Raw genomic sequence first — 24,851 nt, forward strand, 5'->3', positions numbered from 1 at the left:
TTTTCAAAAGATACAAAAAAAAGCAGCCTCTTCACATAATGAAAGAGGCTACAAATTTTTACTAACTGGCATGGTGGTCCTGCTTTTTCGTCAAATTTCGCGCTTGCTTTAAATCTCTTTCTACACGGGCATTCAAACGCTTCTCTATCAACTTCCCAACCCACCATAAAATAACAATGGCCACAGCTGCAATTATCAATCTCACTGGGCTAGTCAAGAGCGATTTTAAATCATAGCCCAATACACTCATACCTAAAATCATGACAAACTTTCCTGCAAGTAAAACGATTAAGTAAAATTTTTTATGGATATGTGACAATCCCGCTACAATATTGACAATCACAGATGGTGTAAAAGGGAAGCAGAGGAGGACAAAAAGAGGGCTGATGCCATTCATATCCACCCATTTAATAAGCTTCTGTACTTTTTTACTACCTGTTAAAAATTGTAGTCTTGGATGTTTGCCAAAATGACGCACAAGTAAGAAAACCGCATAGGAGCCAGCTACAGAGCCTAGCCAAGATAATAGAAATCCTAGCCATAAGCCGAATGCACTGGCATTCGCCACAACGAATACGACTAATGGTAGGAATGGTAAAAACGCCTCTAAAAACGGGAGCAGTAAACCAATGATTGGGCCGAACGTTCGATACTGTGCCGCAACCTGTTCAATATTTTCTACAGTAAACCATTCATTCAATATCGACACCTCTATTTATACTGTAAAATTAAATGAAAAATTGTTAACCCTTCTGAAGTATTGCGATATTCATGGGGTTGATGCCCTGAGAATACTAGTGTATCCCCTTCATCTAGTAATTCATGCATGTCTCCAGCAGAAATAACTGCTTGTCCTTTAATAACCATTACAGTTTCCTCTACCCCTTCTGTATGGGCTTCACTCCTACTAACTGCCCCTGGCTCCATTTCAACCTTATAAAACTCCCAGCCTCGCTCTGGATTATACGGAATTATGGAGTAAACACGATAGCGTCCCTCATCCTCATCTACATGTGGTACATCTTTACTGCTATAACGCATGTAATGGGCAGTTGGCGGCTGTAATAATGAAGAGAATGACATACGCATACCCGCTGCAATTTTCCAAATTGTTGAAACAGTCGGATTGGCCTCCCCTTTTTCGATTTGTGCAAGCTGTGCTTTACTGACACCTGTCGCTTTGGCCACATCATCGAGACTTAAATGACGTTGCTGTCTAATTTTCTTTAATTGAAATGCTAAATTTCGACTCATTTGTTCCATCTTTACTCACCAATTTCTATTGTTTATTTTATCAGACATATGTATACTTTAATAAACATCAAGAACTATCAAACAATTCCATCAATAGTATACATGGAAATTATCAAGAAAGGATGACCTATTTATGACAAGTACAACAGAGCTTCAACATGATGACACAACAAGCTCTTCCAATGACAGTTTTTTACAAGGCGTGAAAGATTGCGTGCCTACATTACTCGGTTATATTAGTATAGGACTTGCATTTGGGGTTGTAGGTTCCGCTTCAGGGTTATCTGTCCTTGAAATTGCGCTATTAACAATACTGATTTACGCAGGTTCTGCACAATTTATTTTTTGTGCACTTCTTTTAACAAGTAGCCCTGCCTCTGCTATCATTGTAACCATTTTCGTAGTGAATCTACGTCATTTATTAATGAGTTTAACATTAGCACCTCACTTTACGCGCTACTCCATGCTTAGAAATGTTGGCTTTGGTACATTATTAACGGATGAAACCTTTGGTGTAGCAGTCACAAAGCAAATGCAAACAGGTAAATTATATGGTAAATGGATGGATGGGTTAAATATAACAGCCTATATCTTCTGGATTCTTTCCTGTGTTACGGGTGCCTTTTTAGGACAGTGGGTAGCAAATCCTGAAAAATGGGGTTTAGATTTTGCCTTGGTTGCCATGTTTGTTGCACTTTTAGTTTTGCAATTGAGCAGTGTTGGTAAAAGTAAAATCATGCATTATATCAAGTTAATTGGCTATATGGCGGTTATTATGTACGGTCTTTCTTATGTAGTCCCTTCACATGTGGCTGTGCTATTGGCAACTGTGATTGTCGCAACAATTGGGGTGGTGACAGATAAATGACAACAACTTCTTATATGGTCTGGCTTATTATCGGCTGCGCACTTGTAACATGGCTACCGCGTGTCATTCCATTTATTTTTGTGCGTAGTGTAACACTACCTGATGTTGTGCTAAAATGGCTTAGTTTTATTCCTGTTTGTATATTAAGTGCTCTTGTCATTGAAAATTTAATAGATACTGAAAGCGGCAAAGTAGTGACACTTGATTGGCCAGTCTTTATTACATTTGTTCCTACTCTTATTATTGCCCTTGTCACAAAAAGCTTATCGATTACAGTAGTTGCAGGAGTAATCATTATGGCCGCAGTGCGATTTTTCATGTAAAAAGGTCAGTCCTATTGCCTGGACTGACCTTTCCTTATTTATTCATTTTACTTGCTAGCCAAAAGCCTACTGTTAATGAAAATGCATCGATAACGAAAATAATAGGTGGGGATGTATAGCCTGCATATACAGAGGCAGCAATAAGTGCAATGGCTAATAATAATGCAACATAGCGGTTATAGGTAATTCTAGTGAATAGTAATACCAATAAAGCTGGTATGAATAATGCTAGCATCATTTTCCCAAAAACGTCCATTATACTTCCCTCGGCTCAGCTAATAATAATCCAATACGGTAATGATCATTGCTATAAATCACATGTTGTGTTAAACGTAATTCATTGTTTCTGTCTAAAACCTCTAGACGACAATGAGCTGCATTTAATTGCAGTGCTTCATATAACTCATTTTCTGTAAAAATTGACACACCATTTACTTTGCGGATACATTCTCCTGCAAGTAAGCCCATCTTCTCAGCAGGTGAATCAGGAAGAACGGCTGCAATAATAGCCCCCTTCGTACTTGGCGCAACTGCATAATGATCTGTTTTTTCCTGTTGTGCAAAGTAGATAGCAATTATAATGCGGATAATTACACCAACAGCAAGTGTAATGAAGCCAATCACTGGCTCAAAATATGCAGCCAATCCTCCTATTAAAATAAGCTGTCCTAGTAAAAAGACAGGTCGGCCAATTTTTGGATACATATAAGCTGGTAATTCCTTTCTTGTCAGTTTAGTAAAGCCAATGACAAGTGGAAATAACACAATTGCAAAGCTATTATGACCTATCGTAAACTGTGGCCAATATGGCAATATAGCCGAGATCGCATCACCAGGAATAACAAAGAAAATAGGTAATACCCATACATTTTTTGACCGATAGACAATTGCCTGCATACCCCGCTTCGTTTTCTCAATACAAGGTGTTGTAACCTTCATCGCCATACGTCGAATTAATAGCCCTTCTGCAATAACACAAAGGCCCGCAAGAATGGTAATTGTCACAATTGCGCCACTCTCTAAACGGACATCCTCTACCGAAATTTTCCACCAGGAAAATGACCAATTGTAATAGGACATACCCCATATGGCAAGTGTGGCAATCCCCATTGTCAAAATAGGCGACATTGCATTCATGACAAACAAGATAAGTGCTACTATAGAAACTGCCGTTAAAATGATTAAAAATTCCTTTGGGACAGTTAGACCTGCTCCAATACTAATGATAGAAATAATTAGTGCATAGAGCCACCCATCTTTCCATTGTCCGATTAGCTCCGTCCAGCCCCAAATAATACGTCTATTAAAATATTTACGCTCCTGTTTTACTCGACGATAACCTAAAATAATAGCAAATATTATGACTATATATAGTAATGGGTTGAGTAAAAAGCGGCCAATCGCTGTTACAATTTCTATTAATATCTCACTAACCATACGAACACCCGCCATTTCTATCTTGAATACTATGAATTTATTGTATCAAAGGACTACACGCTTGCGTAGTACAAACTCATAGAAAGCTTTGTATTATGGTATTTTTGTTCTGTCTGCGAGTTTTATTGGTCAATCGTATGCAGTAAAAAACTAGTGGCCATTTGGAATTGTTGGTCATTTTGACGATCGGCTTTAAAATCCTTTAACGTTTCGTTTAAACTATTAAAGAAAGTCGTGTCCATATAAAATTCATCTTCTGCTAGCTTTAATTTTTTCTGTTTACGATAAAGATTAACGGCCTCTGCGGTCGTTTCATCCATATAGCCATCTAAACGATCGATTTGATAGCCTAGTTTCTGCAAGGCGTTTTGTGAATAGGAAATCTCTTCACTCATATCACCCACTTTAAACTTACCTGTTAGTGGATGAAGTTGAAAAGCAAATAATTCATTTTGCTCAATCATTAAACTAGCTTCAATGCCCTGCCCATGAATCCATTCACGTTTTGGTGTTAGCCATTTGTTAGTTGATAATTTAAGCTCCCCGCCATTGGAAAGCTCCCAAGATTCTTGTACAGTCCCTTTTCCAAAGCTCTTAACCCCAACAAGTGAAGCGCGTCCCCAGCCTTTTAAAGCTCCGCTCAATACTTCACTAGCAGATGCACTACCTTGATTTTGCAAAACAACAATTGGAATTTTATTCATCGTTTCTATATATTTTTCATCAAAGCCTTTTGTTTGCGTTTTTAATGGTTCCATAGCACCTTCCGCGTTTTGCATATATGCAAATACTTTGCCATTGTCCAATACTGTGCTCAGTAGCGCTGCGACGCTATGTAAATAACCACCTGGATTATCCCGTACATCGATCACAATTCCTTCCACATCTTTACGAAGTAATTTACTCGTCTCTGCCACCCATTCATTGGCGGTTTTTTCACCGAATAAAGAGATCACTACATAGCCAATAGCTGTATCTTCTACCTTCACTACCTCACTAGTTACCGTTTTATTGGAAATTGCTGCTCGCTCCATCGTCATCTTAATATGCTTATCTTCACTTGGACGATAGACAACAATGGTTACTTTCGTTCCCTTTTCACCTTGAATTAAATGCATTAATTCACTCATCGTTTTCCCATCAATCCGTACCCCATCAACTTGTACAATTTCATCGAGTGAACGCATGCCTGCTTTCTCTGCTGGTGATGAGCGAACAGGTGACACAACAATAAACTTCCCTTTATTTTCGGTTAGTTCAATACCGATGCCTACTCGTTCCTCAGCTAGCATTTGCCGATGTTGCTCAGCCTCTTCCTTGGAGTAATACGTACTATAAGGATCTTTAATGGCATCAGCCATCCCACGAAGAGCCCCTTCCACTAATTCATCCTTTTTTGTACTGTATACTGATTTTTCTTCAATGATTGTCATAGCCTCACCAATAGTATCAACCTCCGTAACAGGCTCCTTTTTATCGCCAATATTAAACCAATCAAAGTAAATACCACTGCCCACCACCAAACTACTAAGTAGGACTCCGACACCGGCTGTTAATTTGCGCAAATCTTCCCTCCTCCGTCTCTTTTACTGTATGACTCTATTTTTTCAAACATACAAAATTACCTTTCAAATTTGTTAAGAGAGAATATTTCACTTTACACATGGATGTTGGCTGTTGATTCGCACGGATATACCTTGGTTCCCGCGAGTATTCACCTTGACTTATGAAAAATAAAAAAATCTGCTTGTTTCCACTATAGAAAACGAGCAGATTTTTTATGAATCAATCTAGTGCATCTACATAATCATTTAACATATCCACGTCCATTGGTCCTCTGATGGCGCGTTGAATGAGGCCCTTGGAATCAATAAAATAAGTGGTTGGAATCGTGATGACTTGATAATTCAAGCCAGCTTCATTGTCAGGGTCCAATAAAATAGGGAACGTTAGCTCAAAGCTATCTCTAAATGTCATCACTGTGTCCACTTTGGCATCAGCGGTCACATCACGTTCGGCTTCTGTTAAATTGACCGCTATAATTTCAACGTTTTTCTCTTTTGCATACTCATCATAGAAGCTTTGCATATGAGGCATTTCCGCCTTACAAGGTGGGCACCATGTCGCCCAGAAATTTAAAACGACTTTTTTTCCACGAAGATCGCTTAACGTGATATCTTCCCCGTCTAAGCTTGTTAAGGTGAAATCAGGCGGTATATCGCCTTTGCTTAAGCCGGTTTCTAGCTCCTCCATATCCTTACCTAGAGCCGATTTATCAATAGCACGTTCTTCGTCAATTTGTTGTTTTACATATGTACCAATCATCGCAACCACTAATAGCACAACAATCAGCAGTCCAATATTTTTTTTCATTTCTTACCTCCCACATTGATTCGTTCATGCTGAATAGTTAAGCCCAAACAAAGTAGTATTACACTGACAGCCACAGCTGTTTGCCCTATACCAAGCGGCTGGAAGATAGCCACTATCAAATAGCTAATTGTATAGAGTATGAGAGCTTGTTTCACCGCTACTAATCTCCATAATATGACGAGCGTGACTACACTTAGCACAGCTAATGTTATAACTTCACTCGATATATTGTTGTCATTAAATAGCACAGCAAGCATTTGATAAATGGATTGCGTGAGAATAATAGCCCAGCTACCAGCTATCATCTCTTGTTCCCCAAGCTGTAGACTCTGTCGCTTTCTCCATATTTGCAAAGATGCTACAATGACACCGAGAAGAACACCCATTGTTCCGCCATTAAAATAAAGCAATGTAATTGGATTGTTTACTACCGTTTTGAAATCTGTTACAAGCAAACTTAACTTCCAAACAATAATAAAGGTGAAAATGGCATCACTATATAGCTCAGACCACTTTTTAGAAAATTGTAAGCGCAAGATAAGCCACACAATAAAAAAAGTAATAAGTAAAGCGACTGCAGTAGCTGGTAAAGTTAATGTTCGGATTGAGTACCACTCTGTATTTATCAATTCAACGAATCCTCCTCCGAAAGCATAGCATAGAACCTTTTTAAAAAAAGACTATTTCACACTGTTTTAAGAAAATCTTCAGAAATAACAACAATAAAAATACCCCACTAAGTATATATTCATCATAACATTATTTAGAATCTTATAATAGCGATGAAACTTTCAATGGAATATTTCGTAAAATGAGAAAAGGGGAGGAGTTATGCTTTCAAAGCGACTTATACTATGGATTGCTGCTATTTGTCTTAGTATTAGTGTTCTGATGCTGTACTCAGAGTATCGAACAAAGAATTTACTACAAGATTTTTTCTTAATAAAGATCTTCTAGAAATAGTAAATAAGATAACGATTTGGAAGTTGACAATGGTACCAATAAAAGCTTTGCCATTCTCAATCGTGAAAATCCACGATTAGATGTTTGCGTTTAGACTTACGTACTTTGGAATTAAAAAGAACCTTATTAAATAACAAAAAAGCTGATGTTGTCTATCAATTGGATCTTACTTATTTTGACCATACATTAAAAATACTGTTCTGCAAAATGGCTATTAATGGGCTAACCTATAAGTTGGTGAATGGTGAAACATTCAATGAAATATTAAAAGCTATACACTAGAAAACGCTAGTGTATAGCTTTTATGTTTACAATGGAATATATTTCAGTGGATTTACACTGCCGACTGCTTGTCCTTTCCAAGGACCAATATGCACTTCAAAGTGTAAGTGTGGACCAGTAGAGCGACCTGTACTACCCATGGCTGCAATTTGCTGACCTTGTGTTACTTCTTGTCCTACACTAACATTAAATGCACTTAAATGTGCATAAACGGTTGTGTAAATTTGTCCATCGATAGAGTGCGTTACAATGACAACATTACCATACGAACTAAGTGGTGCTGCGTAAGAAACAACGCCATCTGCTGCTGCCCATATTGGTGTTCCCGTTGCATTTGCAAGGTCGACACCATAATGGAATTCAGGACCTGCTCCAAGATTTCGCCAACCATATGGTGATGTTAAGCGACCATTCGTTGGTTTTATCCAAGTTCCGTTTGATTGAGGCGCATGGACTGTACCACCAGATGATCCGCCACCATTGTTAGCAGCAGCTGCTGCCGCGGCCGCGGCGGCTGCTTTACGTTTTGCCTCTTGCTGACGTGCAATTTCAGCCAAACGATTTTGTTCAGCAATAATTTGATCTTGCAATTCCTGACTTACTTCCAAAGCCTCTGAGTATTCTTTTTCAAGTAATACCTTTTCTGATTTCAGCTTTTCTTGCTCTTTTTCTAATTGGTCTACTAGTTTATTTTTCTCAGTTTTTTGACTGTCTAATGATGCTTTTAATCGTTCAAGCTCAGCTTTTTTACCTTCTAGGTTTTTACGTTTCTCTTCTACACTTTGCTTTTGCTCTTCTAATTTTTGTTTATCATCTTTTTGATCTTGAATAATTTGACGATCCGCTTCCAATAATGCATTAACTGCAGAGAAACGATCAATAAAGTCTACAAAACTATTAGAGCCTAGCAAAACATCTAAATAACTTACAGAGCCCCCAGCTTGAATGGCACGTGCACGTTCTTGTAACAATAAATCGCGCTCTTCAATTTTATGCAAAAGCTCTTCAATAGAAGCTTCTAACTTTTTAATTTCCTCATTTGTTGCCCGAATATCTGCTTGTACTTTTTTAATATTACTATTAGTTTTGTCGATTTCAGCGTTCAATGCTTGAATTTGATCTAAGATTTGTTGTTGCTTTTCTTGATTAGCTGTAATTGCATTTGATTTATTGCTGATAGATGAATTTAACTGATTCTTCTTTGTTTCAACTTGTTTCTTTTCTTCTTTTAAATCCGATAAACTTGTTGCATATGCTGATGGAGTTTGGATAAAAAGAATTAGAGCAGATGCTGCTGCAAGTGTTTTTAATATGTTTTTCGCCTTACTTTTCACCGATTGAACTCCCCTTCGACTATTCTTTTCTTTTTCACAAATATCCGTTGTGACTAAATTTTTAAAAACTTACGTACTGACATGAAACTTCCCCAAATACCGATCAGTACACCAATGAGTAACAGAAGACCGCTTACCTGATACACAAGTGGAGAAAAATCTAGTAATTGAACAAGCTCTCCTTGTAAACGTGGTGCAATAATTTTATATATATTGTGGTAAAGGGTCGTGACAACCGCAATCGGAATAATTGAACCTAAAATTCCAAGCCACATACCTTCTAATAAGAATGGGATACGCACGAATGAATTTGTAGCCCCTACAAGTTTCATAATTTCTATTTCATCACGTCGAGCTATAATCGTTATACGAATTGTATTAGAAATTAAGAAAATTGCCGTAAATAATAACCCTAAAATAAGTACGATTCCTACATTACGACTAATATTTAAGAAGTTAAATAGTTTTTCAACTTTTCCTTCGCCATACATTACATCATATGTATACTCATATTTATCAATGGTTTTCGCAACTTTTGCTGTTTGCTGTGGATCAGCAGCTTTTACATAAATAACGTTACGTAAAGGGTTACTTTGTTCAAATAGTTTAAAATCATCACCGAAGTCTTTTACTAGCTTGGTTAACTCATCTTCCTTAGTGGAATACGTCATCTCGGAGACACCAGGCAATTTTTTGACTTTTTCGATGAGTGCTTTTTCAGCAGCTTCATCTGCTGTTTCATCAATTAACACTTTAATTTCGACATCATTTTCTAAATCCGTTGCTACTTTATTTAAATTCATCATAATAAGCGCAAAAACACCTACTAGAATGAGCGTAACGGTAACGGCACTGACAGAGGCAATGGTCATCCAGCTATTTCGACCAAGTGATTTGATACTTTCCCGGAAGTGGCGCTTTACTGTACTAAATTTCATAGCCGTATTCACCTCCGTGTTCATCACGGACAATTAAGCCGCCTTCAATTGCAATAACACGACGTCGAATCGTATTTACAATTTCACGGTTGTGGGTTGCCATTACAATCGTTGTCCCACGTGCATTAATTTCCTCAAATAAATTCATAATTTCCCATGATGTTTCAGGGTCAAGATTTCCTGTAGGTTCATCTGCAATCACCACTTTTGGGACATTGACGATTGAACGAGCAATCGATACTCGTTGCTGCTCTCCTCCTGAAAGTTCATTTGGAAACATTCTTGCTTTATGCTTCAATCCAACTAGTTCTAGCACTTCCATAACCCGACGTCGGATTTCATCTGGCTTTTCCTCTATTACTTCAAGCGCAAACGCTACATTCTCATAGACATTCAAACGAGGTAGCAATTTGAAATCTTGGAAAACTACACCAAGTTGACGGCGCAAAAAAGGGACCTTCTTATTCTTTAAAGTTGCTAAATCAATACCATTTACAATTATTTGTCCTGATGTTGCTTTTTCTTCACGGTACATCAATTTAATAAATGTGGATTTCCCTGCCCCACTTGGGCCAACTACATACACAAATTCGCCTTGCTTTATATTAACGGAAATACCATTTGTCGCAACAACACCGTTTGGGTATTTCTTTGTCACATTTTTCATTTCTATCATGATTAAACCACCTAAAACTCTCATCTATGTAAGAGGTATTTCTTTTACTATTATAGCACTCTATTTCTGTTTTTTTATTACAGTTTCATTTCAATCCGTGGCAGTTCCTTCTATTTCATTCTTTCCTTGCCATTATCCTTAAAAATATGACAAAAATAAAAACAAGATTCGCCTCTATGTGCTAGGTCGAATCCTGTTTGAAAAGAAAAAGCATTCAAGCTTTACCTTGAATGCTTCTACTGTTAAATTTGTTGTTCATCTGTTGTTGTGTAGCGCACTAAAACAGCACCAGTTTTCGATTCACCTTCTATAAATAGGCGATTCGCATTTTCAACTTCTTTGTCGAAACGGACTACTTTGGATAAGAATTGATCTTGTGACTCCATTTTAGAAACATCCTGGATCCCCACATCCACTTTACCGAAATTAGTTACGACTTTACCGCTCAATGAAATTGTTCGTGGGACATATAATTCCACTGCTCCAGCAACTGTTTGAGCTTTAATTTTAGAAGAATTTGTCGAGCATGTTGTTACGACTACATGTCCATTGACAGACTTAGCTTCAACTTCATCCAATGCACCATCCAAATAAACACGCCCATTCAATGTTTCAGCCTCTAAATCCTTACCTCGAACATTCGTTAATTCAATGGAACCATTAGAAGAATCCACTTCAGCTTTTCCAAAATTAAACTTCGTTCCTTTAATGGCACCGTTTAACGTTTTCACTTTTAATTCTTCGAATTCTGTATCCTGTAATGAAACACTACCATTCATTAGACGAACAGATAATTTTTCAAGTTTATCCTTTGGTACTAGCACCTTCACATTGACTTGAACAAGCTTTAATTGGCTCAAAATACGAAGTGATTGCTCTTCCTCTTTCACAACAAATTGCTCTAAGAAGTGATTACGAGTTTCTTCTTCACTTTCGTTCATCAAAGGTGCCTTTACCTTGCAAATCACCTGAATAGTTTCCCCTTCACTGGATTCCAATGAGAAGTTACCATTCGGTAATTCAACAATAATATTGTCCACATTGGCAGCAGCCACTTCTTCTGTATGGGTAAATTCAATTTTATCTCCAAATGGAGAAGCTACATCAAATTCCTTTACCTTTTTAACAGCCGTATTCATCATATCCATAAAAAGAGAACCGATTTGCGTTAAATCCTTACGAAAATCCTGCATTTCATCTTGGAAGTATTTCATAAAATCATCTTTTTTCTTGTCACCATCTTTTGATTTTTCTTCAAATAATGGCTCTTTTTCATTTGAAAAGGATTGCGTCTCTTTCGACACATCATTCATAACATGTTGAGTAGACTTGCCAGGTTGCTCTAATGCTTCTAATAATGTAATCGCCTCTTGTGCCGAAATTGTTCCTTTTTCTACAAGTTCTAAAATTCGTTGACGTTCATTTTGCATAAATAAATAGCCTCCCTCAGTTCGTTATACTATTTATACGATTCATCATGTGAAAAGTTTCACTGCAAAATTGAATAAATTGGGTCTTTTCATTTCAACATCGACAGGCTTTTACCTCTGAAGATTTTATTGCTCGTTTTTTAGATTAGTTGGATCACTTCTGACCTCTGTTTTAGTGGGTTCTTCACATTTCGAATCATTTTCAATCTGGATTGAGCGACTTTCCCCAATTTAAGATCACCTTTCAATCCAGATTAATCATTTCCGTTCGAATGTAAAACCCTTAAGACTTAGTAGCTTCTGCTAGCAATGCATCCATTCTCATACGATCACGTTCCAGAATTGGTTTTAAGTATTTACCTGTATAGGAGCCTGCTACTTCTACTACCTCTTCAGGTGTACCAGTTGCAACAATCGTACCACCTTTGTCTCCGCCTTCTGGACCTAAGTCAATGATATAATCAGCTGTTTTAATCACATCCAAGTTATGCTCAATAACTAATACCGAATCACCGTTTTCAACAAGACGCTGTAAAACGACAAGTAAACGAGCAATATCATCGGCATGTAATCCTGTCGTTGGTTCATCTAAAATATAGAAGGATTTCCCTGTTGAGCGTCGATGTAATTCAGAGGCTAGTTTTACACGCTGCGCCTCACCACCCGATAAGGTTGTGGCTGGTTGCCCTAATTTCATATAACCCAACCCCACATCAACAATCGTTTGTAGCTTACGCTGGATCTTTGGAATATTTTCAAAGAACACTACTGCATTTTCAATTGTCATATCGAGAATATCTGCAATACTCTTATCTTTATACTTCACTTCAAGTGTTTCACGGTTATAACGTTTGCCGTGACATACTTCACATGGTACATAAACATCTGGAAGGAAATGCATTTCAATTTTAATAATGCCGTCACCACGACATGCTTCACAGCGACCGCCCTTAACATTGAAGCTAAAGCGTCCTTTTTTATAGCCTCGTACCTTTGCTTCATTTGTTGCTGCGAAAACATCGCGAATATCATCAAAAACACCTGTATAAGTTGCTGGGTTTGAACGAGGTGTACGACCAATTGGCGATTGATCAATATCGATTACTTTTTCAAGCTCATCGATACCTGTCACTTCTTTATGCTCGCCAGGCTTAACCTTTGAACGATTAAGCTTCTGTGCCAAAGATTTATATAAAATTTCATTTATCAGTGTAGATTTCCCTGAACCAGACACACCTGTCACTGCTACAAATAAGCCTAATGGAACATCTACTTTAACATTGCGTAAATTATTTTCCTTGGCACCTTTAATGGAGAGCTTTCGACCATTTGGTTGGCGTCTTTCAATTGGTAAAGGAATAAACTTTCTACCACTTAAATATTGTCCAGTTAAGGATTTTTCATTATTCATAACTTCCTGTGGTGTACCTGCTGCCACAATTTGACCGCCATGGACGCCTGCTCCAGGTCCTACATCGATGAGATAATCTGCAGCAAGCATCGTATCTTCATCATGCTCTACCACAATCAGCGTATTTCCAATGTCACGCATATTTTGTAATGTGCTAATCAGTCGATCATTATCTCGCTGATGCAAACCAATCGAAGGCTCATCTAAAATATAGAGGACTCCTGTTAATCGTGAACCAATTTGTGTAGCAAGGCGAATACGTTGTGCCTCTCCACCAGATAATGTACCTGCTGCACGACTCAATGTTAAATAGTCTAAACCAACATTCACAAGGAAGCCCAATCGTTCTTCGATTTCTCGTAAAACTAATCGAGCAATTTGCATATCCTTTTCAGTGAGATCAAGCTCTTTAAAGAAAGTGTCTGCTTCCTGAATTGAATATTGTGTGACCTCACCGATATGTTTATCAGCTACTTTCACTGCTAGCGTCTCAGGCTTTAAACGATACCCTTTACATGAAGGGCAAGCCTGCTGTGCCATGTATTTTTCCATCTGCTCACGAACATAATCGGATGTCGTCTCTTTAAAACGACGCTCAACATTGCGCACCACCCCTTCAAATTCAATCATTTGATCTCGCACATTGCCAAACTCATTTTCATAATGGAAGTGTATCTTGTCTTTTCCAGAGCCATATAAAACTTTATCCATCTTTTCCTTTGGCAAATCCTTCACAGGCACGTCCATTGGAATATCGTAATGATCACATACAGCTTTTAGTAATTGTGGGTAGTACTGCGAACTTGTTGGTTCCCATGGTGCGATGGCATGCTCTAACAAAGAACGATCCCAATCAGGCACCACTAAATCTAAATCTACCTCTTGTGTTGAACCTAAGCCATCACAGCTTGGACAAGCACCAAACGGACTATTAAATGAAAACATACGAGGCTCTAACTCACCAATAGAAAAACCACATAATGGGCAGGCATGATGCTCACTAAATAGTAACTCTTCATGTTCCATCACATCGACAAGCACACGTCCATCTGCCAGGCGTAAAGCCGTTTCTAAAGAATCACTCAGACGAGCAGCAATCCCTTCCTTCATAACAACACGGTCCACTACTACTTCGATGGAATGCTTTTTATTTTTATCAAGTTCGATAGCATCATCTAAATCACGCAATTCCCCATCAATTCGTACACGAACAAACCCCTGCTTTTTTAAATCTTCTAGCAGTTTAACATGGGTACCCTTACGTCCAGAAACCATTGGTGCAAGGAGCTGCATCTTAGTTCTCTCAGGATAGGTTAATAAACGATCCACCATTTGCTCAATCGTTTGGGAAGTGATTTCTATGCCATGATTTGGACAAATCGGTTTACCAATACGTGCATAAAGTAAACGTAGGTAATCATAGATTTCCGTTACCGTACCGACAGTAGATCGTGGGTTACGACTAGTTGTTTTTTGGTCAATGGAAATAGCAGGCGACAAGCCTTCTATTGCATCGACATCTGGTTTATCCATTTGTCCAAGAAATTGGCGGGCATAGGCGGAGAGGGACTCAACATAACGACGTTGGCCCTCCGCATAAATTGTGTCAAATGCTAGAGAAGACTTTCCAGAGCCTGATAATCCTGTTAAAACGACTAATTGGTCACGTGGAATTGTGACATTGATATTTTTTAAATTATGAGCACGTGCGCCTTGCACGACAATTTCAGTATTTTTCACAAGTCATTCACCCTTCTACCTTCAATTCAAATATTGTATCTCGTAACTCAGCCGCACGTTCAAAATCAAGCGCTTTTGCTGCTTCCTTCATTTCGACTTCTAGGGAAGCTAAGAGCTGTTCTCTTTCCGCCTTTGTCAGCTTTTTGCCTTTTGTTGCCTTTGTTACATACGATTCCTCTTCTTCTGCTACTTGTGTTGCGCGAATCACATCTGGGATTTTCTTAATGATCGTTTGAGGTGTTATGCCATGCTCCTCGTTATAAGCCATTTGTAACGCACGACGACGTTGCGTTTCATCAATCGCCTTTTTCATCGAGTCAGTTATATGATCCGCATACATAATGACATGACCATTCGCGTTACGAGCAGCACGACCAATGGTTTGAATCAATGAACGCTCTGAACGTAAAAATCCTTCTTTATCAGCATCTAAAATTGCCACAAGGGACACCTCAGGGATATCAAGACCTTCACGCAATAGATTAATACCTATTAGCACATCATACGTTCCTTTGCGTAGCTCACGGATAATTTCAATACGTTCTAGTGTCTTAATTTCTGAATGTAAGTATTCTACTTTTAAGCCCATTTCCTTCAGGTAAGCCGTTAAATCCTCAGACATTTTCTTCGTTAGCGTTGTCACTAAAACTCGCTCATCACGCGCAATTCGATCTTGTATTTCATCAATTAAATTATCAATTTGACCTTCAATAGGACGTACATCAATTAATGGATCTAATAATCCAGTTGGACGGATAATTTGCTCTACCATTTCTGGTGTATGCTCCAGTTCATAAGGACCTGGTGTGGCTGATACATAAATCGCTTGATGTACGCGGTTTTCATACTCTTCAAAACGTAATGGACGGTTATCTAGAGCAGATGGCAATCGGAAGCCATGTTCTACGAGCACTCCTTTACGTGCTTGGTCACCATTGTACATTCCTCGAACCTGTGGAAGTGTTACGTGACTTTCATCAACCACAAGTAAAAAGTCTTCGGGGAAATAATCTAGCAAAGTATATGGAGTAGCACCTGCTTCACGCAATGTTAAATGACGTGAATAGTTTTCAATCCCAGAGCAAAAGCCCATTTCACGCATCATCTCTAAATCATAGCGTGTACGCTGTTCTAAACGCTGTGCCTCTAGTAATTTATCTTCTGCACGTAATAATGCAAGTCGTTCCTCTAATTCTTTTTCAATATTTTCAATCGCTTTACGCATTTTCTCTTCTCGTGTAACGAAGTGAGATGCAGGAAAAATAGCAACATGCTCTCGATCCGATAAAATCTCTCCCGTTAGTGCATCTACCTCACGAATGCGATCGATTTCATCCCCAAAAAATTCCACACGAATACAATGCTCATCACGAGAGGCTGGGAAGATTTCCACTACATCTCCACGTACCCGAAATGTTCCGCGAGTAAAACTAACATCATTTCGCTCATACTGAACGTCTACAAGCTTGCGTAATAGCTGATTACGTTCAATTTCCATGCCTGTACGAATGGAAACAACCATTTCTCGATATTCTTCGGGAGAACCTAAACCATAAATGCAGGACACGGATGCAATAATAATGACATCCTCACGCTCAAACAATGCAGAAGTAGCAGAGTGACGCAGCTTATCAATTTCATCGTTAATGCTAGAGTCTTTTTCTATATAGGTATCTGTCTGCGGTACATAAGCTTCTGGTTGGTAGTAATCATAGTAGCTGACAAAATATTCAACGGCGTTATTCGGGAAGAACTCTTTAAATTCACTATACAACTGGCCAGCTAACGTTTTATTGTGTGCCATAATTAGTGTTGGTTTTTTAACTTGCTGGATGACATTCGAAATGGTAAACGTCTTACCTGTTCCAGTAGCACCAAGCAATGTTTGATGACGTTTGCCTGCTTTCACACCCTCCACTAATTCCGCAATGGCCTGTGGCTGATCCCCGTTAGGCTGATATGGCGCTTGTAAATCAAATGTTTGCACTCATGTCCCCGTCCTTTCCTTCCAATTTGTACATATATTTTAGCATAGCAATATTAAAATTTCGAACATTTAACGAACGAATGTTTGTAAAAATTTTTTTCATCTCTAAAATTTTTAATACATAACAATACAGTCAATTTAACTTGTTACTCTTATAATAGCCGTTTTATTAGGTTTTCAAGCTTCATCGATGGATGGGATTTCCTGTTTTGCTTTATGTGCAGCTCACACTCTCTCAGGAGTCGGGCTATGTACTTTTAGAGCGACTCTCACTTTTTTTATAAACAGCGTCTCAAACTTTTTAAATGACTTTCCCCATTCTATAAGCAAGATCACTTCTTCTAACCAAAACATACAATCTTCACATCCTCTGCAACTATTTTCAAAGGCAAAAAAATCCCACTCTCCAATGGATATGGAGAGCGGGTTCGTCAATATGATTCATCTTCTGTTTGGTGTAAGGAAGTTAGTTCGGATGCGTATTGATAAAATGCGTTTTCATCTTTTTCATCGAGTGCTCTATCTATCAGAACCATGAGCTGCTCTTGCCGATGCATACGCTGGATACGATTTAAAAATAAATCTAAATAAATCTCGTTTAATAATTTCTCTGCCTCATCAACTTTTTTCGACTGACCAACGGCTTTCAGAAAATCTGTATACGAATAATATTTATCCAACGATCCCACCTCGATCCTTTTCTAAATTATATGAAAATTGAATTTAAAAAGCAATGCTTACGATTCGAAAATATCTTGGATTAGCTATTAATCATTTTATATTTAGAGCAAATTCTCTAGGCATTTCGTGCTTTTCTGAACGATTTTCAACTATTTCATTTAATTTAAGAAAGTCATATTCTGTTTTACACTACCGTTATCACTAGAAAAGAGGAGGCACTCCCTATATGACAACTAACTTTGTAAACGGCTACTTAATTTCATTCAATACTTATTTGCTGCAACCTATTCAGCATGACTCCAAAGTCTTCACGCATGTGATTGATAAGCATAATGAGCTGATTGTTACACGCAAACCGATGCATGTCCTTCGAAAATCCTGTCTCTCATTAGGATCAACTTATGAAGCCGCAAAACAATCGGCTAAACGTTTTTTCGGCAATCAACATAAGCTACCAATCGTCGTGGCCTTTGATTATGGTTATCCCTGTATTTTTCTGCCAACTTATTCACCCAGCTCCATTCACAATATATGGATAGGGCTTCATGCAATTATTAATATTACTCCTAGTGAATTGGGGTGTATTGTAACGTTAAAAAATGATAAACAAATCGAACTACCTATTCGTTATGCTTCCATTAGTAAACAATTTCTTAACGCTTCTATGCTGTATAAATATTACATGAATGAACGAAAACAGCTGAGCCAAGATGCACCCTATCATCCACCCTTTTAACAAAAATTCCCCAAGAGCATCTCACTCTTGGGGAATCTGGGTATTAATTTATTTTTGAACGTAAATAGGCATTAATAAATGGATCTAAATCGCCATCCATCACAGCACCCACATTACCTGTTTCTTCATTTGTACGATGATCCTTCACCATCGAGTATGGGTGGAAGACATACGAACGAATTTGGGAGCCCCAGCCTATTTCTTTTTGCTCACCGCGTATTTCATCTAATTGTGCCTGCTGTTTATCAAGTTCTAGTTGATATAGCTTCCCTTTTAACATCGTCATCGCTTTTTCACGGTTTTTAATCTGGGAGCGCTCAGCTTGACATTGTACGATCGTACCAGTAGGAATATGAGTAATACGGACTGCAGAATCTGTCGTATTAATATGCTGACCACCTGCACCTGTTGCACGATACGTATCAATTTTTAAATCCTCTGTACGAATATCGATTTCTATATTGTCGTCAAACTCTGGCATAACATCACAGGAAACGAAGGACGTATGACGGCGGCCAGACGAATCGAATGGAGAAATACGTACTAGACGATGCACACCCTTTTCCGCTTGTAAATAACCGAAAGCATTGTGACCTTTAATCGACAATGTTACAGATTTAATCCCAGCTTCATCTCCTGGTAGATAGTCCACTGTTTCCACTTTAAATCCTCGCTTCTCAGCCCATCGTGTATACATACGTAATAGCATTGAACCCCAGTCCTGTGACTCCGTACCACCAGCACCAGGATGCAGCTCTAAAATGGCATTGTTTTGATCGTATGGGCCACTTAGCAGTAATTGAAGCTCAAAATCAGCCATCTTTTGTTGGAATTCTGCTAGTTCTTTGCCTAGTTCTTCTTGTAATTCTTCGTCTGGTTCTTCACGCAAAAGTTCCAGTGTCATATCTAAATTTTCATGTGTTTCCACTAAATCTTTATATTCATTGACAATAGCTTTTAAGCCATTTCCTTCATTGATAATCACCTGAGCACCTTGCTGATCATCCCAAAAGCCTGGCTCTAGCATCATTTCATCTAGCTCCTGAATACGTGCCTCTTTGTTCTCTAAGTCAAAGAGACCCCCTAAAGTCCGCCAATTTTTTGGCTGTAGTGTCTAACACATTGCGTACATCTGCTAATTCAATCATCGTTAAATCCTCCGAACGTTAGTCATGGAGCTAACACTTTATTCATAAAGCTCCGTATCTTTTTATTATAACGTTTTTAGAAACGAAAACATACTATCTAGCAGATGTTTTGTGGAATTAAGTCAACTATCCTGCGTCTCGTCCTCAAACATATTCTTGGCAAGACGTTGAAATACTTTCACACGGTCATACTGAACAAGTAAATATTTTGTTCGTTTCTCTAGTCTATATTTTAATAAAAAAGCTCTTTGAATCCGAGACTCTAACGCATTGACACTGACATCCACAATAAATTCCTTGCCATTCATAAAAGTAACCTTTGTCCTCTTTTTATCCACAGCGACATAGTCATCTATATGATGAACTGCGAACCAGATACAGTCAGGGTGTAAAGGAGACCTACTAGGAAACCATAAAATATTACAACGTTCGTGCACGACGATAGGATTTTTATTAAGCTTGCCTAGGATCATTTTCGAACCATCGAACGCTCCTCTTAAACTAGAACCAAAATAACGCAGATTAAAGTCCAATAATTTCGTTGGTGGTAACGTAGATATATACTCATTATTTTTCTCATACACCTGCGTACATAAATTTCCAAAGGAATCATACACAGGCATATACATCATTGTTTCACTATTCATAATATCTTTTTTATGCATCTATAGTCCCCCTTTATACATTTTATGTTGCTTCCAGTCAAAATAAAAAGGAATATACAAATATGCGTACATTCCCGCTATTTTCAATGAGTAAGATTGCTTGAAAATTCCGATCCTCCTTAAGACTTAGTATCACCATCAAAAATTCAGGATAATAATAGGATAAATAACTTGTACTATATACCTATTATTACAGCTATTGTATACCCATATTTTTCAATTGTCTATAAATTCTGACTTTTTATACTAAAATTTCTTTATTTTTAAGTAATTTTAAAAAGAAAAAATCATTTCAACACGTAGTTAAAATGATTTTTTCACCTAGATATTATTGAGCTGTGCCATGACAGTTTTTAAATTTCTTGCCGCTACCACATGGACATAAATCATTACGGCCAATGTTTTCAGCTTTACGTACTGGTTGCTTTTTCGGCGCAGCGCCACCTTCTTCTTTTGGATTAACAGCCTGCCCCTTTGCCACCTCTTCTCGCTCCAGATTATTGCGGATTTCTGCTTTCATCGCATATTTCGCAACATCCTCGCGAATAGAGGCTACCATATCCTCAAACATCGCAAAGCCTTCTTGTTGATATTCACGAAGAGGATCGTTTTGACCATAAGCACGCAGATGGATACCTTGACGTAGTTGATCCATTGCATCAATATGATCAATCCATTTTGTATCGATTGATCGTAATAAAATAACCTTTTCAAACTCACGCATACGCTCTGGTGTCAGTTCTGCCTCTTTTTCATCATAACGAACATGAACAGCATCAGAGATTAGCTGATTAATATCTTCAGCAGACTTGCCTTGGAAATCAGATACTTTAAGTTGACCTTCCTCTAAAAGATTAGCCGCTACAAAGTCTTCAATAGCCTTTAGGTTCCAATCCTTCTGTTCACCTTGAGTATACAGGCTAACAACGTTATCAATTGTTTCTTGAATCATAGACTCAACAAGCACACGCATATTTTCTGTTTCTAGTACATCATAACGCTCTTTATAAATAATCTCACGTTGCTGACGTAGTACATCGTCATATTGTAATAATCGTTTACGCGCATCAAAGTTATTACCTTCGACACGTTTCTGCGCTGATTCTACAGCTCTCGACACAACTTTAGATTGCAATGGCTGGGAATCATCCATACCTAAGCGCATCATCATCGACTTCATATTATCAGAGCCAAAACGACGCATTAAATCATCCTCTAAGGATAGGTAGAATTGTGTAACCCCTGGATTCCCTTGACGACCAGAACGTCCACGAAGCTGATTATCAATACGACGTGATTCATGTCGCTCTGTACCGATTACCGCTAAACCGCCAATTTCGAGTACTCCTTCGCCAGGTTTAATATCGGTACCACGTCCAGCCATGTTTGTTGCAATTGTCACTGCACCCTTTGTACCAGCGTTCGCAATGATTTCAGCTTCACGTTCATGATTTTTCGCATTTAATACATTATGAGGAATTTTATGTTTATCCAATAATTTAGAAATAATCTCAGACGTTTCAATAGCAACTGTACCAACAAGAACAGGTTGACCAGCTCTATGACGCTCTGCGATATCAGCAGCAACTGCTTTATATTTCCCTTCCATCGTTGCAAAAATCAAGTCAGCACGATCATCACGAGCAATCGGTTTATTCGTCGGAATAGCGACAACATTCATATTGTAAATATTACGGAATTCCTCTTCCTCTGTTTTCGCTGTACCTGTCATCCCTGCAAGCTTTTGATACATACGGAAGTAGTTTTGGAAGGTAATTGTCGCCATAGTCATCGATTCATTTTGAATCTCAACGCCTTCTTTAGCTTCAATTGCTTGGTGTAAGCCATCAGAATAACGACGACCCTTCATCAAACGACCAGTAAAGCCATCAACGATCACAATTTCGCCATCCTGCACAACATAATCGACATCGTTATGCATACTTACATGCGCCTTTAATGATTGATTGATCGCATGATTTAAACGAACATGTGTCAAATCAAATAGATTATCGATGCCAAATGCTTTTTCTGCCTTTTCCACACCTGCATCTGTTAACGTAACACCTTTTGTGGATTCTTCATACGTATAATCCGTTTCCGCATTTAACATACGTACAAACGCATTTGATTGTTTATAAAGCTGTGCTGATTTCCCAGCTTGACCCGAAATAATTAATGGCGTACGAGCTTCATCAATTAAGATCGAGTCCACCTCATCAATGACAGCATAGTGCAATGGACGTTGTACACGTTCCTCTTTGTAAAGCACCATGTTATCACGTAAGTAGTCAAATCCTAGCTCATTGTTTGTACTATACGTAATATCTGCCTCATAAGCAGTACGTTTTTCATCTTTTGAAAGGCTATTTAAATTAAGCCCAACAGATAAGCCTAAGAAATTATAAAGTTGTCCCATTTCAGCAGCATCACGACTCGCTAGGTATTCGTTGACTGTTACAACATGTACACCTTTACCAGTGATCGCATTTAAATAAACAGCCATTGTCGCTGTTAAAGTTTTACCTTCCCCGGTTTTCATCTCCGCAATATTCCCCTCATCAAGAGCGGCTGCCCCCATGATTTGAACGCGGAATGGGTACATCTCTAATACACGTTTTGCCGCTTCTCGACAAACAGCAAACGCTTCGGCACGAATCGACTCTAAATGCTCACCCTCAGCATAGCGCTTTTTAAATTCATCTGTTTTCGCTTGTAGTTGATCATCTGAAAGCTGTTCCATTTGAGAAGCGAATCTCTCAACTTGGTCAGCGATTTTTTCTAATTTTTTTAGCTCACGTTTATTGAAATCAAATAATTTATTTAATAGGTTTGCCATGAATGTTTTTCACTTCCTATATAGATTCAACTTTCATTTTACCATTGTGTAACAGTTTCATGCAAACTGTCACCCCGGCTACATATGATTGTCATACCAAAAAAAGGCCCTCGCCATCGCGAGAGCCTTCGTCATCATGAAGTTTTAAGTTGTTTCAATTAAGCCATATTTTCCATCTTTACGTTTATACACAATATTTGTGCCGTTCGATTCAGCATCTGTAAAGACATAGAAATCATGTCCAAGCATATTCATTTGTAGAACTGCCTCTTCTTGATCCATAGGTTTTAAATCAAATTGCTTTGTACGAACAATTGAGTACTCTTCTTCCTCTGACACAGCATCAGCGGCTGCTTGAGTAGTAGCAAAATAAAGGCCTGCACCTTCACGCTCGCGGAATTTACGGTTTACTTTTGTTTTATGCTTGCGGATCTGACGCTCTAATTTATCAACAATTAGATCAACAGCAGCATACATATCATTATGACGCTCTTCAGCACGAAGAGTTAGATTCTTCATTGGAATAGTAACTTCCACTTTAGTTTGTTTGTCATTGTAAACCTTTAAATTGACATTAGCGTTGGCATTAACATCTTCGTTAAAATAGCGTTCAACTTTATCGATTTTGTTCTCAACATACTCTCGAATAGCTGGAGTTACCTCAATATTTTCACCACGAATGTTAAAGTTTAACATGTAAACTCCTCCTTTATAACTGCTATACTATCTATTTCTACACAAGTGTGTGAAATTCCTCTAAAATCATTCTTTTTTTTACAAAAATTTTTATAAATTATTATTTTGTTTTTTCGCTTCAGCTGCTTCCTTTTTTCGTCGAAGCTTTAGTTCTTCAACAATCAAATCTTCCACGGGTCCTTGATTATTGAAATAGATGCCGTATTGCTTGCCGCTCCCAAATGGACGACTCCAAATCACTTCTCCATAAGCGCGAACTTCTTGTGTATCAAGCACAAAATGGATATCTAATGGAGGAGGATTTATACCTAAATCCACTTCCGTAAACATCTTTAATCCACGTGGGCTTATATCCAACAAGTCAGCCATAGCCGTTTGTCCATGATTGACCTTCCCATTCTCATAAATAGCAAAAGTTATTTGAATAGGCTCCTTAAATTTAAATCGGAAACCTTCTTGACGCTTAAAGATCATATTCCCACCCCAGTACTCTTTTAAACATGTTTATTGCTTTGATTATGCCATGATGCCCAACTAACAGCCACAGGGAATAAGTAACATATTTTACCGTTGAATAGCCTAATTTATGACTATTTCATGATAATAACGGTTTAACAAAAAAGAGACCATCTCTTTCGATGGTCTCTAATTGTGTCTAAATTTGTCCGCTGTTTCCCTGACCAAATTGCTGTTGTCGATTAATGCGAATTACTTCCTTCCACGTATCGCGAAATTCCGTCACAAATCCTTCTACTTCCTCAATAATGGCTACATCATTTTGAATGTTGGCTTCTACTAAACGATGATTCATATATTCATAAAGAGGTAGCATTTGTTTCGAAATCTCAATATCCATATTGAGTGTAGACATCAGTTCACTAATAATCGCCTGAGCTTTTTGAATGTTTGTATTTTTCTCTTGAATATTTTTATCTTGGATAGCTTGTTTCGCCTTATGCAAGAATTTTAAGCATCCATTATAAAGCATTAATGTCAATTCGCCAGGTGAAGCTGTAGTCACACTATTTTGTTTATACGCGTTTTGTGCTGTTAAATTTGCTGCCAATAAA

The 24,851-nt window shown here is 38.1% G+C and carries 23 protein-coding genes; 3 read left to right on the plus strand and 20 right to left on the minus strand.

What is annotated here, in order from left to right; all coding sequences use genetic code 11:
* Positions 1-61: 61 nt before the first annotated feature.
* The gene (locus B3D98_RS05130; protein ID WP_004227497.1) at positions 62-700 is read right to left on the minus strand and encodes a TVP38/TMEM64 family protein; all 639 of its coding nucleotides are present in this window, start codon (positions 698-700) and stop codon (positions 62-64) included.
* Between the two features lie 11 nt (positions 701-711).
* Positions 712-1,263 carry a helix-turn-helix domain-containing protein gene (locus tag B3D98_RS05135; RefSeq protein WP_048392043.1) on the minus strand — a complete coding sequence of 184 codons (552 nt, stop codon included), beginning with the start codon at positions 1,261-1,263 and terminating at the stop codon, positions 712-714.
* A 124-nt stretch (positions 1,264-1,387) separates the two neighbouring features.
* On the opposite strand from B3D98_RS05135, the gene B3D98_RS05140 reads away from it, so the two are divergent.
* Together B3D98_RS05140 and B3D98_RS05145 are read left to right on the plus strand one after the other, a co-directional pair.
* Positions 1,388-2,122, plus strand: coding sequence for an AzlC family ABC transporter permease (locus tag B3D98_RS05140; RefSeq protein ID WP_048392044.1), 735 nt, complete (start codon positions 1,388-1,390; stop codon positions 2,120-2,122).
* Positions 2,119-2,445 (plus strand): AzlD domain-containing protein, encoded by a 327-nt coding sequence (locus B3D98_RS05145; protein WP_048392045.1) that lies wholly within the window; start codon positions 2,119-2,121, stop codon positions 2,443-2,445. The genes B3D98_RS05140 and B3D98_RS05145 overlap by 4 nt, the downstream gene beginning before the upstream one ends.
* Before the next feature lie 34 nt (positions 2,446-2,479).
* Here B3D98_RS05145 and B3D98_RS05150 read toward each other — a convergent pair whose 3' ends face one another.
* The 12 genes from B3D98_RS05150 to B3D98_RS05205 form a co-directional block, all read right to left on the minus strand.
* Entirely contained in the window at positions 2,480-2,701 is a 222-nt protein-coding gene (locus B3D98_RS05150; RefSeq protein WP_004227503.1) for a DUF2198 family protein, read from the minus strand.
* Positions 2,701-3,882 carry a PDZ domain-containing protein gene (locus B3D98_RS05155; RefSeq protein ID WP_288581295.1) on the minus strand — a complete coding sequence of 394 codons (1,182 nt, stop codon included), beginning with the start codon at positions 3,880-3,882 and terminating at the stop codon, positions 2,701-2,703. The genes B3D98_RS05150 and B3D98_RS05155 overlap by 1 nt, the downstream gene beginning before the upstream one ends.
* A gap of 122 nt (positions 3,883-4,004) precedes the next feature.
* On the minus strand, positions 4,005-5,447 hold the full coding sequence (locus B3D98_RS05160; RefSeq protein ID WP_048392047.1) for a S41 family peptidase: 1,443 nt from the start codon (positions 5,445-5,447) through the stop codon (positions 4,005-4,007).
* A 220-nt stretch (positions 5,448-5,667) separates the two neighbouring features.
* Positions 5,668-6,255, minus strand: coding sequence for a redoxin domain-containing protein (locus tag B3D98_RS05165; protein ID WP_048392048.1), 588 nt, complete (start codon positions 6,253-6,255; stop codon positions 5,668-5,670).
* A complete protein-coding gene (locus B3D98_RS05170; protein ID WP_288581310.1) occupies positions 6,252-6,884 on the minus strand; it encodes a hypothetical protein in 633 nt (210 codons plus the stop codon). Before B3D98_RS05170 ends, B3D98_RS05165 begins: the two co-directional genes overlap by 4 nt.
* A 642-nt stretch (positions 6,885-7,526) precedes the next feature.
* Positions 7,527-8,834: a murein hydrolase activator EnvC family protein gene (locus B3D98_RS05175; RefSeq protein WP_048392050.1), complete on the minus strand. Its 1,308-nt coding sequence runs from the start codon at positions 8,832-8,834 to the stop codon at positions 7,527-7,529.
* A 53-nt stretch (positions 8,835-8,887) separates the two neighbouring features.
* Positions 8,888-9,772, minus strand: a complete 885-nt coding sequence (gene ftsX, locus B3D98_RS05180; protein ID WP_004227513.1) for a permease-like cell division protein FtsX — start codon at positions 9,770-9,772, stop codon at positions 8,888-8,890.
* Complete coding sequence (gene ftsE, locus B3D98_RS05185) at positions 9,762-10,448, minus strand: cell division ATP-binding protein FtsE (protein WP_016991524.1); 687 nt, start codon at positions 10,446-10,448, stop codon at positions 9,762-9,764. Before ftsE ends, ftsX begins: the two co-directional genes overlap by 11 nt.
* Before the next feature lie 242 nt (positions 10,449-10,690).
* Entirely contained in the window at positions 10,691-11,878 is a 1,188-nt protein-coding gene (locus B3D98_RS05190; RefSeq protein ID WP_054549774.1) for a DUF4097 family beta strand repeat-containing protein, read from the minus strand.
* Between the two features lie 283 nt (positions 11,879-12,161).
* Positions 12,162-15,029 (minus strand): excinuclease ABC subunit UvrA, encoded by a 2,868-nt coding sequence (gene uvrA, locus B3D98_RS05195; RefSeq protein ID WP_112117403.1) that lies wholly within the window; start codon positions 15,027-15,029, stop codon positions 12,162-12,164.
* A gap of 7 nt (positions 15,030-15,036) precedes the next feature.
* Entirely contained in the window at positions 15,037-17,016 is a 1,980-nt protein-coding gene (gene uvrB, locus B3D98_RS05200) for an excinuclease ABC subunit UvrB (RefSeq protein ID WP_115674275.1), read from the minus strand.
* A gap of 431 nt (positions 17,017-17,447) precedes the next feature.
* Positions 17,448-17,696, minus strand: coding sequence for an IDEAL domain-containing protein (locus tag B3D98_RS05205; RefSeq protein WP_054549770.1), 249 nt, complete (start codon positions 17,694-17,696; stop codon positions 17,448-17,450).
* A gap of 227 nt (positions 17,697-17,923) precedes the next feature.
* On the opposite strand from B3D98_RS05205, the gene B3D98_RS05210 reads away from it, so the two are divergent.
* On the plus strand, positions 17,924-18,433 hold the full coding sequence (locus tag B3D98_RS05210; RefSeq protein ID WP_048392055.1) for a competence protein ComK: 510 nt from the start codon (positions 17,924-17,926) through the stop codon (positions 18,431-18,433).
* Between the two features lie 43 nt (positions 18,434-18,476).
* Here the strand turns inward: B3D98_RS05210 and prfB are convergent.
* From prfB to fliS, 6 genes are all read right to left on the minus strand, one after another.
* A protein-coding gene (gene prfB / locus B3D98_RS05215; RefSeq protein WP_237497242.1) for a peptide chain release factor 2 occupies positions 18,477-19,581 on the minus strand; the annotation gives its coding sequence in 2 pieces (ribosomal slippage) (positions 18,477-19,505 and positions 19,507-19,581; 1,104 coding nt in all).
* A gap of 122 nt (positions 19,582-19,703) precedes the next feature.
* Positions 19,704-20,246 carry a competence protein ComK gene (locus B3D98_RS05220; RefSeq protein WP_048392056.1) on the minus strand — a complete coding sequence of 181 codons (543 nt, stop codon included), beginning with the start codon at positions 20,244-20,246 and terminating at the stop codon, positions 19,704-19,706.
* Between the two features lie 328 nt (positions 20,247-20,574).
* The gene (gene secA / locus B3D98_RS05225) at positions 20,575-23,085 is read right to left on the minus strand and encodes a preprotein translocase subunit SecA (protein WP_054549768.1); all 2,511 of its coding nucleotides are present in this window, start codon (positions 23,083-23,085) and stop codon (positions 20,575-20,577) included.
* A gap of 144 nt (positions 23,086-23,229) precedes the next feature.
* The gene (gene hpf / locus B3D98_RS05230) at positions 23,230-23,781 is read right to left on the minus strand and encodes a ribosome hibernation-promoting factor, HPF/YfiA family (RefSeq protein ID WP_004227537.1); all 552 of its coding nucleotides are present in this window, start codon (positions 23,779-23,781) and stop codon (positions 23,230-23,232) included.
* 90 nt (positions 23,782-23,871) lie between these two features.
* Complete coding sequence (locus B3D98_RS05235) at positions 23,872-24,255, minus strand: PilZ domain-containing protein (RefSeq protein WP_048392058.1); 384 nt, start codon at positions 24,253-24,255, stop codon at positions 23,872-23,874.
* Positions 24,256-24,436: 181 nt separating this feature from the next.
* Complete coding sequence (gene fliS, locus B3D98_RS05240) at positions 24,437-24,847, minus strand: flagellar export chaperone FliS (protein WP_048392059.1); 411 nt, start codon at positions 24,845-24,847, stop codon at positions 24,437-24,439.
* Positions 24,848-24,851: the final 4 nt, after the last annotated feature.

Origin of the sequence: Lysinibacillus sp. UBA5994 (assembly GCF_002429725.1) — a bacterium.
GTDB lineage: Bacteria > Bacillota > Bacilli > Bacillales_A > Planococcaceae > Lysinibacillus > Lysinibacillus capsici.

Excerpts from the sequence above, each read along its gene's own strand:
- B3D98_RS05210 (WP_048392055.1), top strand. The coding sequence starts at position 17,924 with ATGACAACTAACTTTGTAAACGGCTACTTAATTTCATTCAATACTTAT.
- B3D98_RS05235 (WP_048392058.1), bottom strand. The coding sequence starts at position 24,255 with ATGATCTTTAAGCGTCAAGAAGGTTTCCGATTTAAATTTAAGGAGCCT.
- secA (WP_054549768.1), bottom strand. The coding sequence starts at position 23,085 with ATGGCAAACCTATTAAATAAATTATTTGATTTCAATAAACGTGAGCTA.
- B3D98_RS05140 (WP_048392044.1), top strand. The coding sequence starts at position 1,388 with ATGACAAGTACAACAGAGCTTCAACATGATGACACAACAAGCTCTTCC.
- ftsE (WP_016991524.1), bottom strand. The coding sequence starts at position 10,448 with ATGATAGAAATGAAAAATGTGACAAAGAAATACCCAAACGGTGTTGTT.
- hpf (WP_004227537.1), bottom strand. The coding sequence starts at position 23,781 with ATGTTAAACTTTAACATTCGTGGTGAAAATATTGAGGTAACTCCAGCT.
- B3D98_RS05165 (WP_048392048.1), bottom strand. The coding sequence starts at position 6,255 with ATGAAAAAAAATATTGGACTGCTGATTGTTGTGCTATTAGTGGTTGCG.
- B3D98_RS05145 (WP_048392045.1), top strand. The coding sequence starts at position 2,119 with ATGACAACAACTTCTTATATGGTCTGGCTTATTATCGGCTGCGCACTT.
- B3D98_RS05155 (WP_288581295.1), bottom strand. The coding sequence starts at position 3,882 with ATGGTTAGTGAGATATTAATAGAAATTGTAACAGCGATTGGCCGCTTT.
- B3D98_RS05135 (WP_048392043.1), bottom strand. The coding sequence starts at position 1,263 with ATGGAACAAATGAGTCGAAATTTAGCATTTCAATTAAAGAAAATTAGA.
- ftsX (WP_004227513.1), bottom strand. The coding sequence starts at position 9,772 with ATGAAATTTAGTACAGTAAAGCGCCACTTCCGGGAAAGTATCAAATCA.
- B3D98_RS05150 (WP_004227503.1), bottom strand. The coding sequence starts at position 2,701 with ATGGACGTTTTTGGGAAAATGATGCTAGCATTATTCATACCAGCTTTA.
- B3D98_RS05190 (WP_054549774.1), bottom strand. The coding sequence starts at position 11,878 with ATGCAAAATGAACGTCAACGAATTTTAGAACTTGTAGAAAAAGGAACA.
- B3D98_RS05220 (WP_048392056.1), bottom strand. The coding sequence starts at position 20,246 with ATGCATAAAAAAGATATTATGAATAGTGAAACAATGATGTATATGCCT.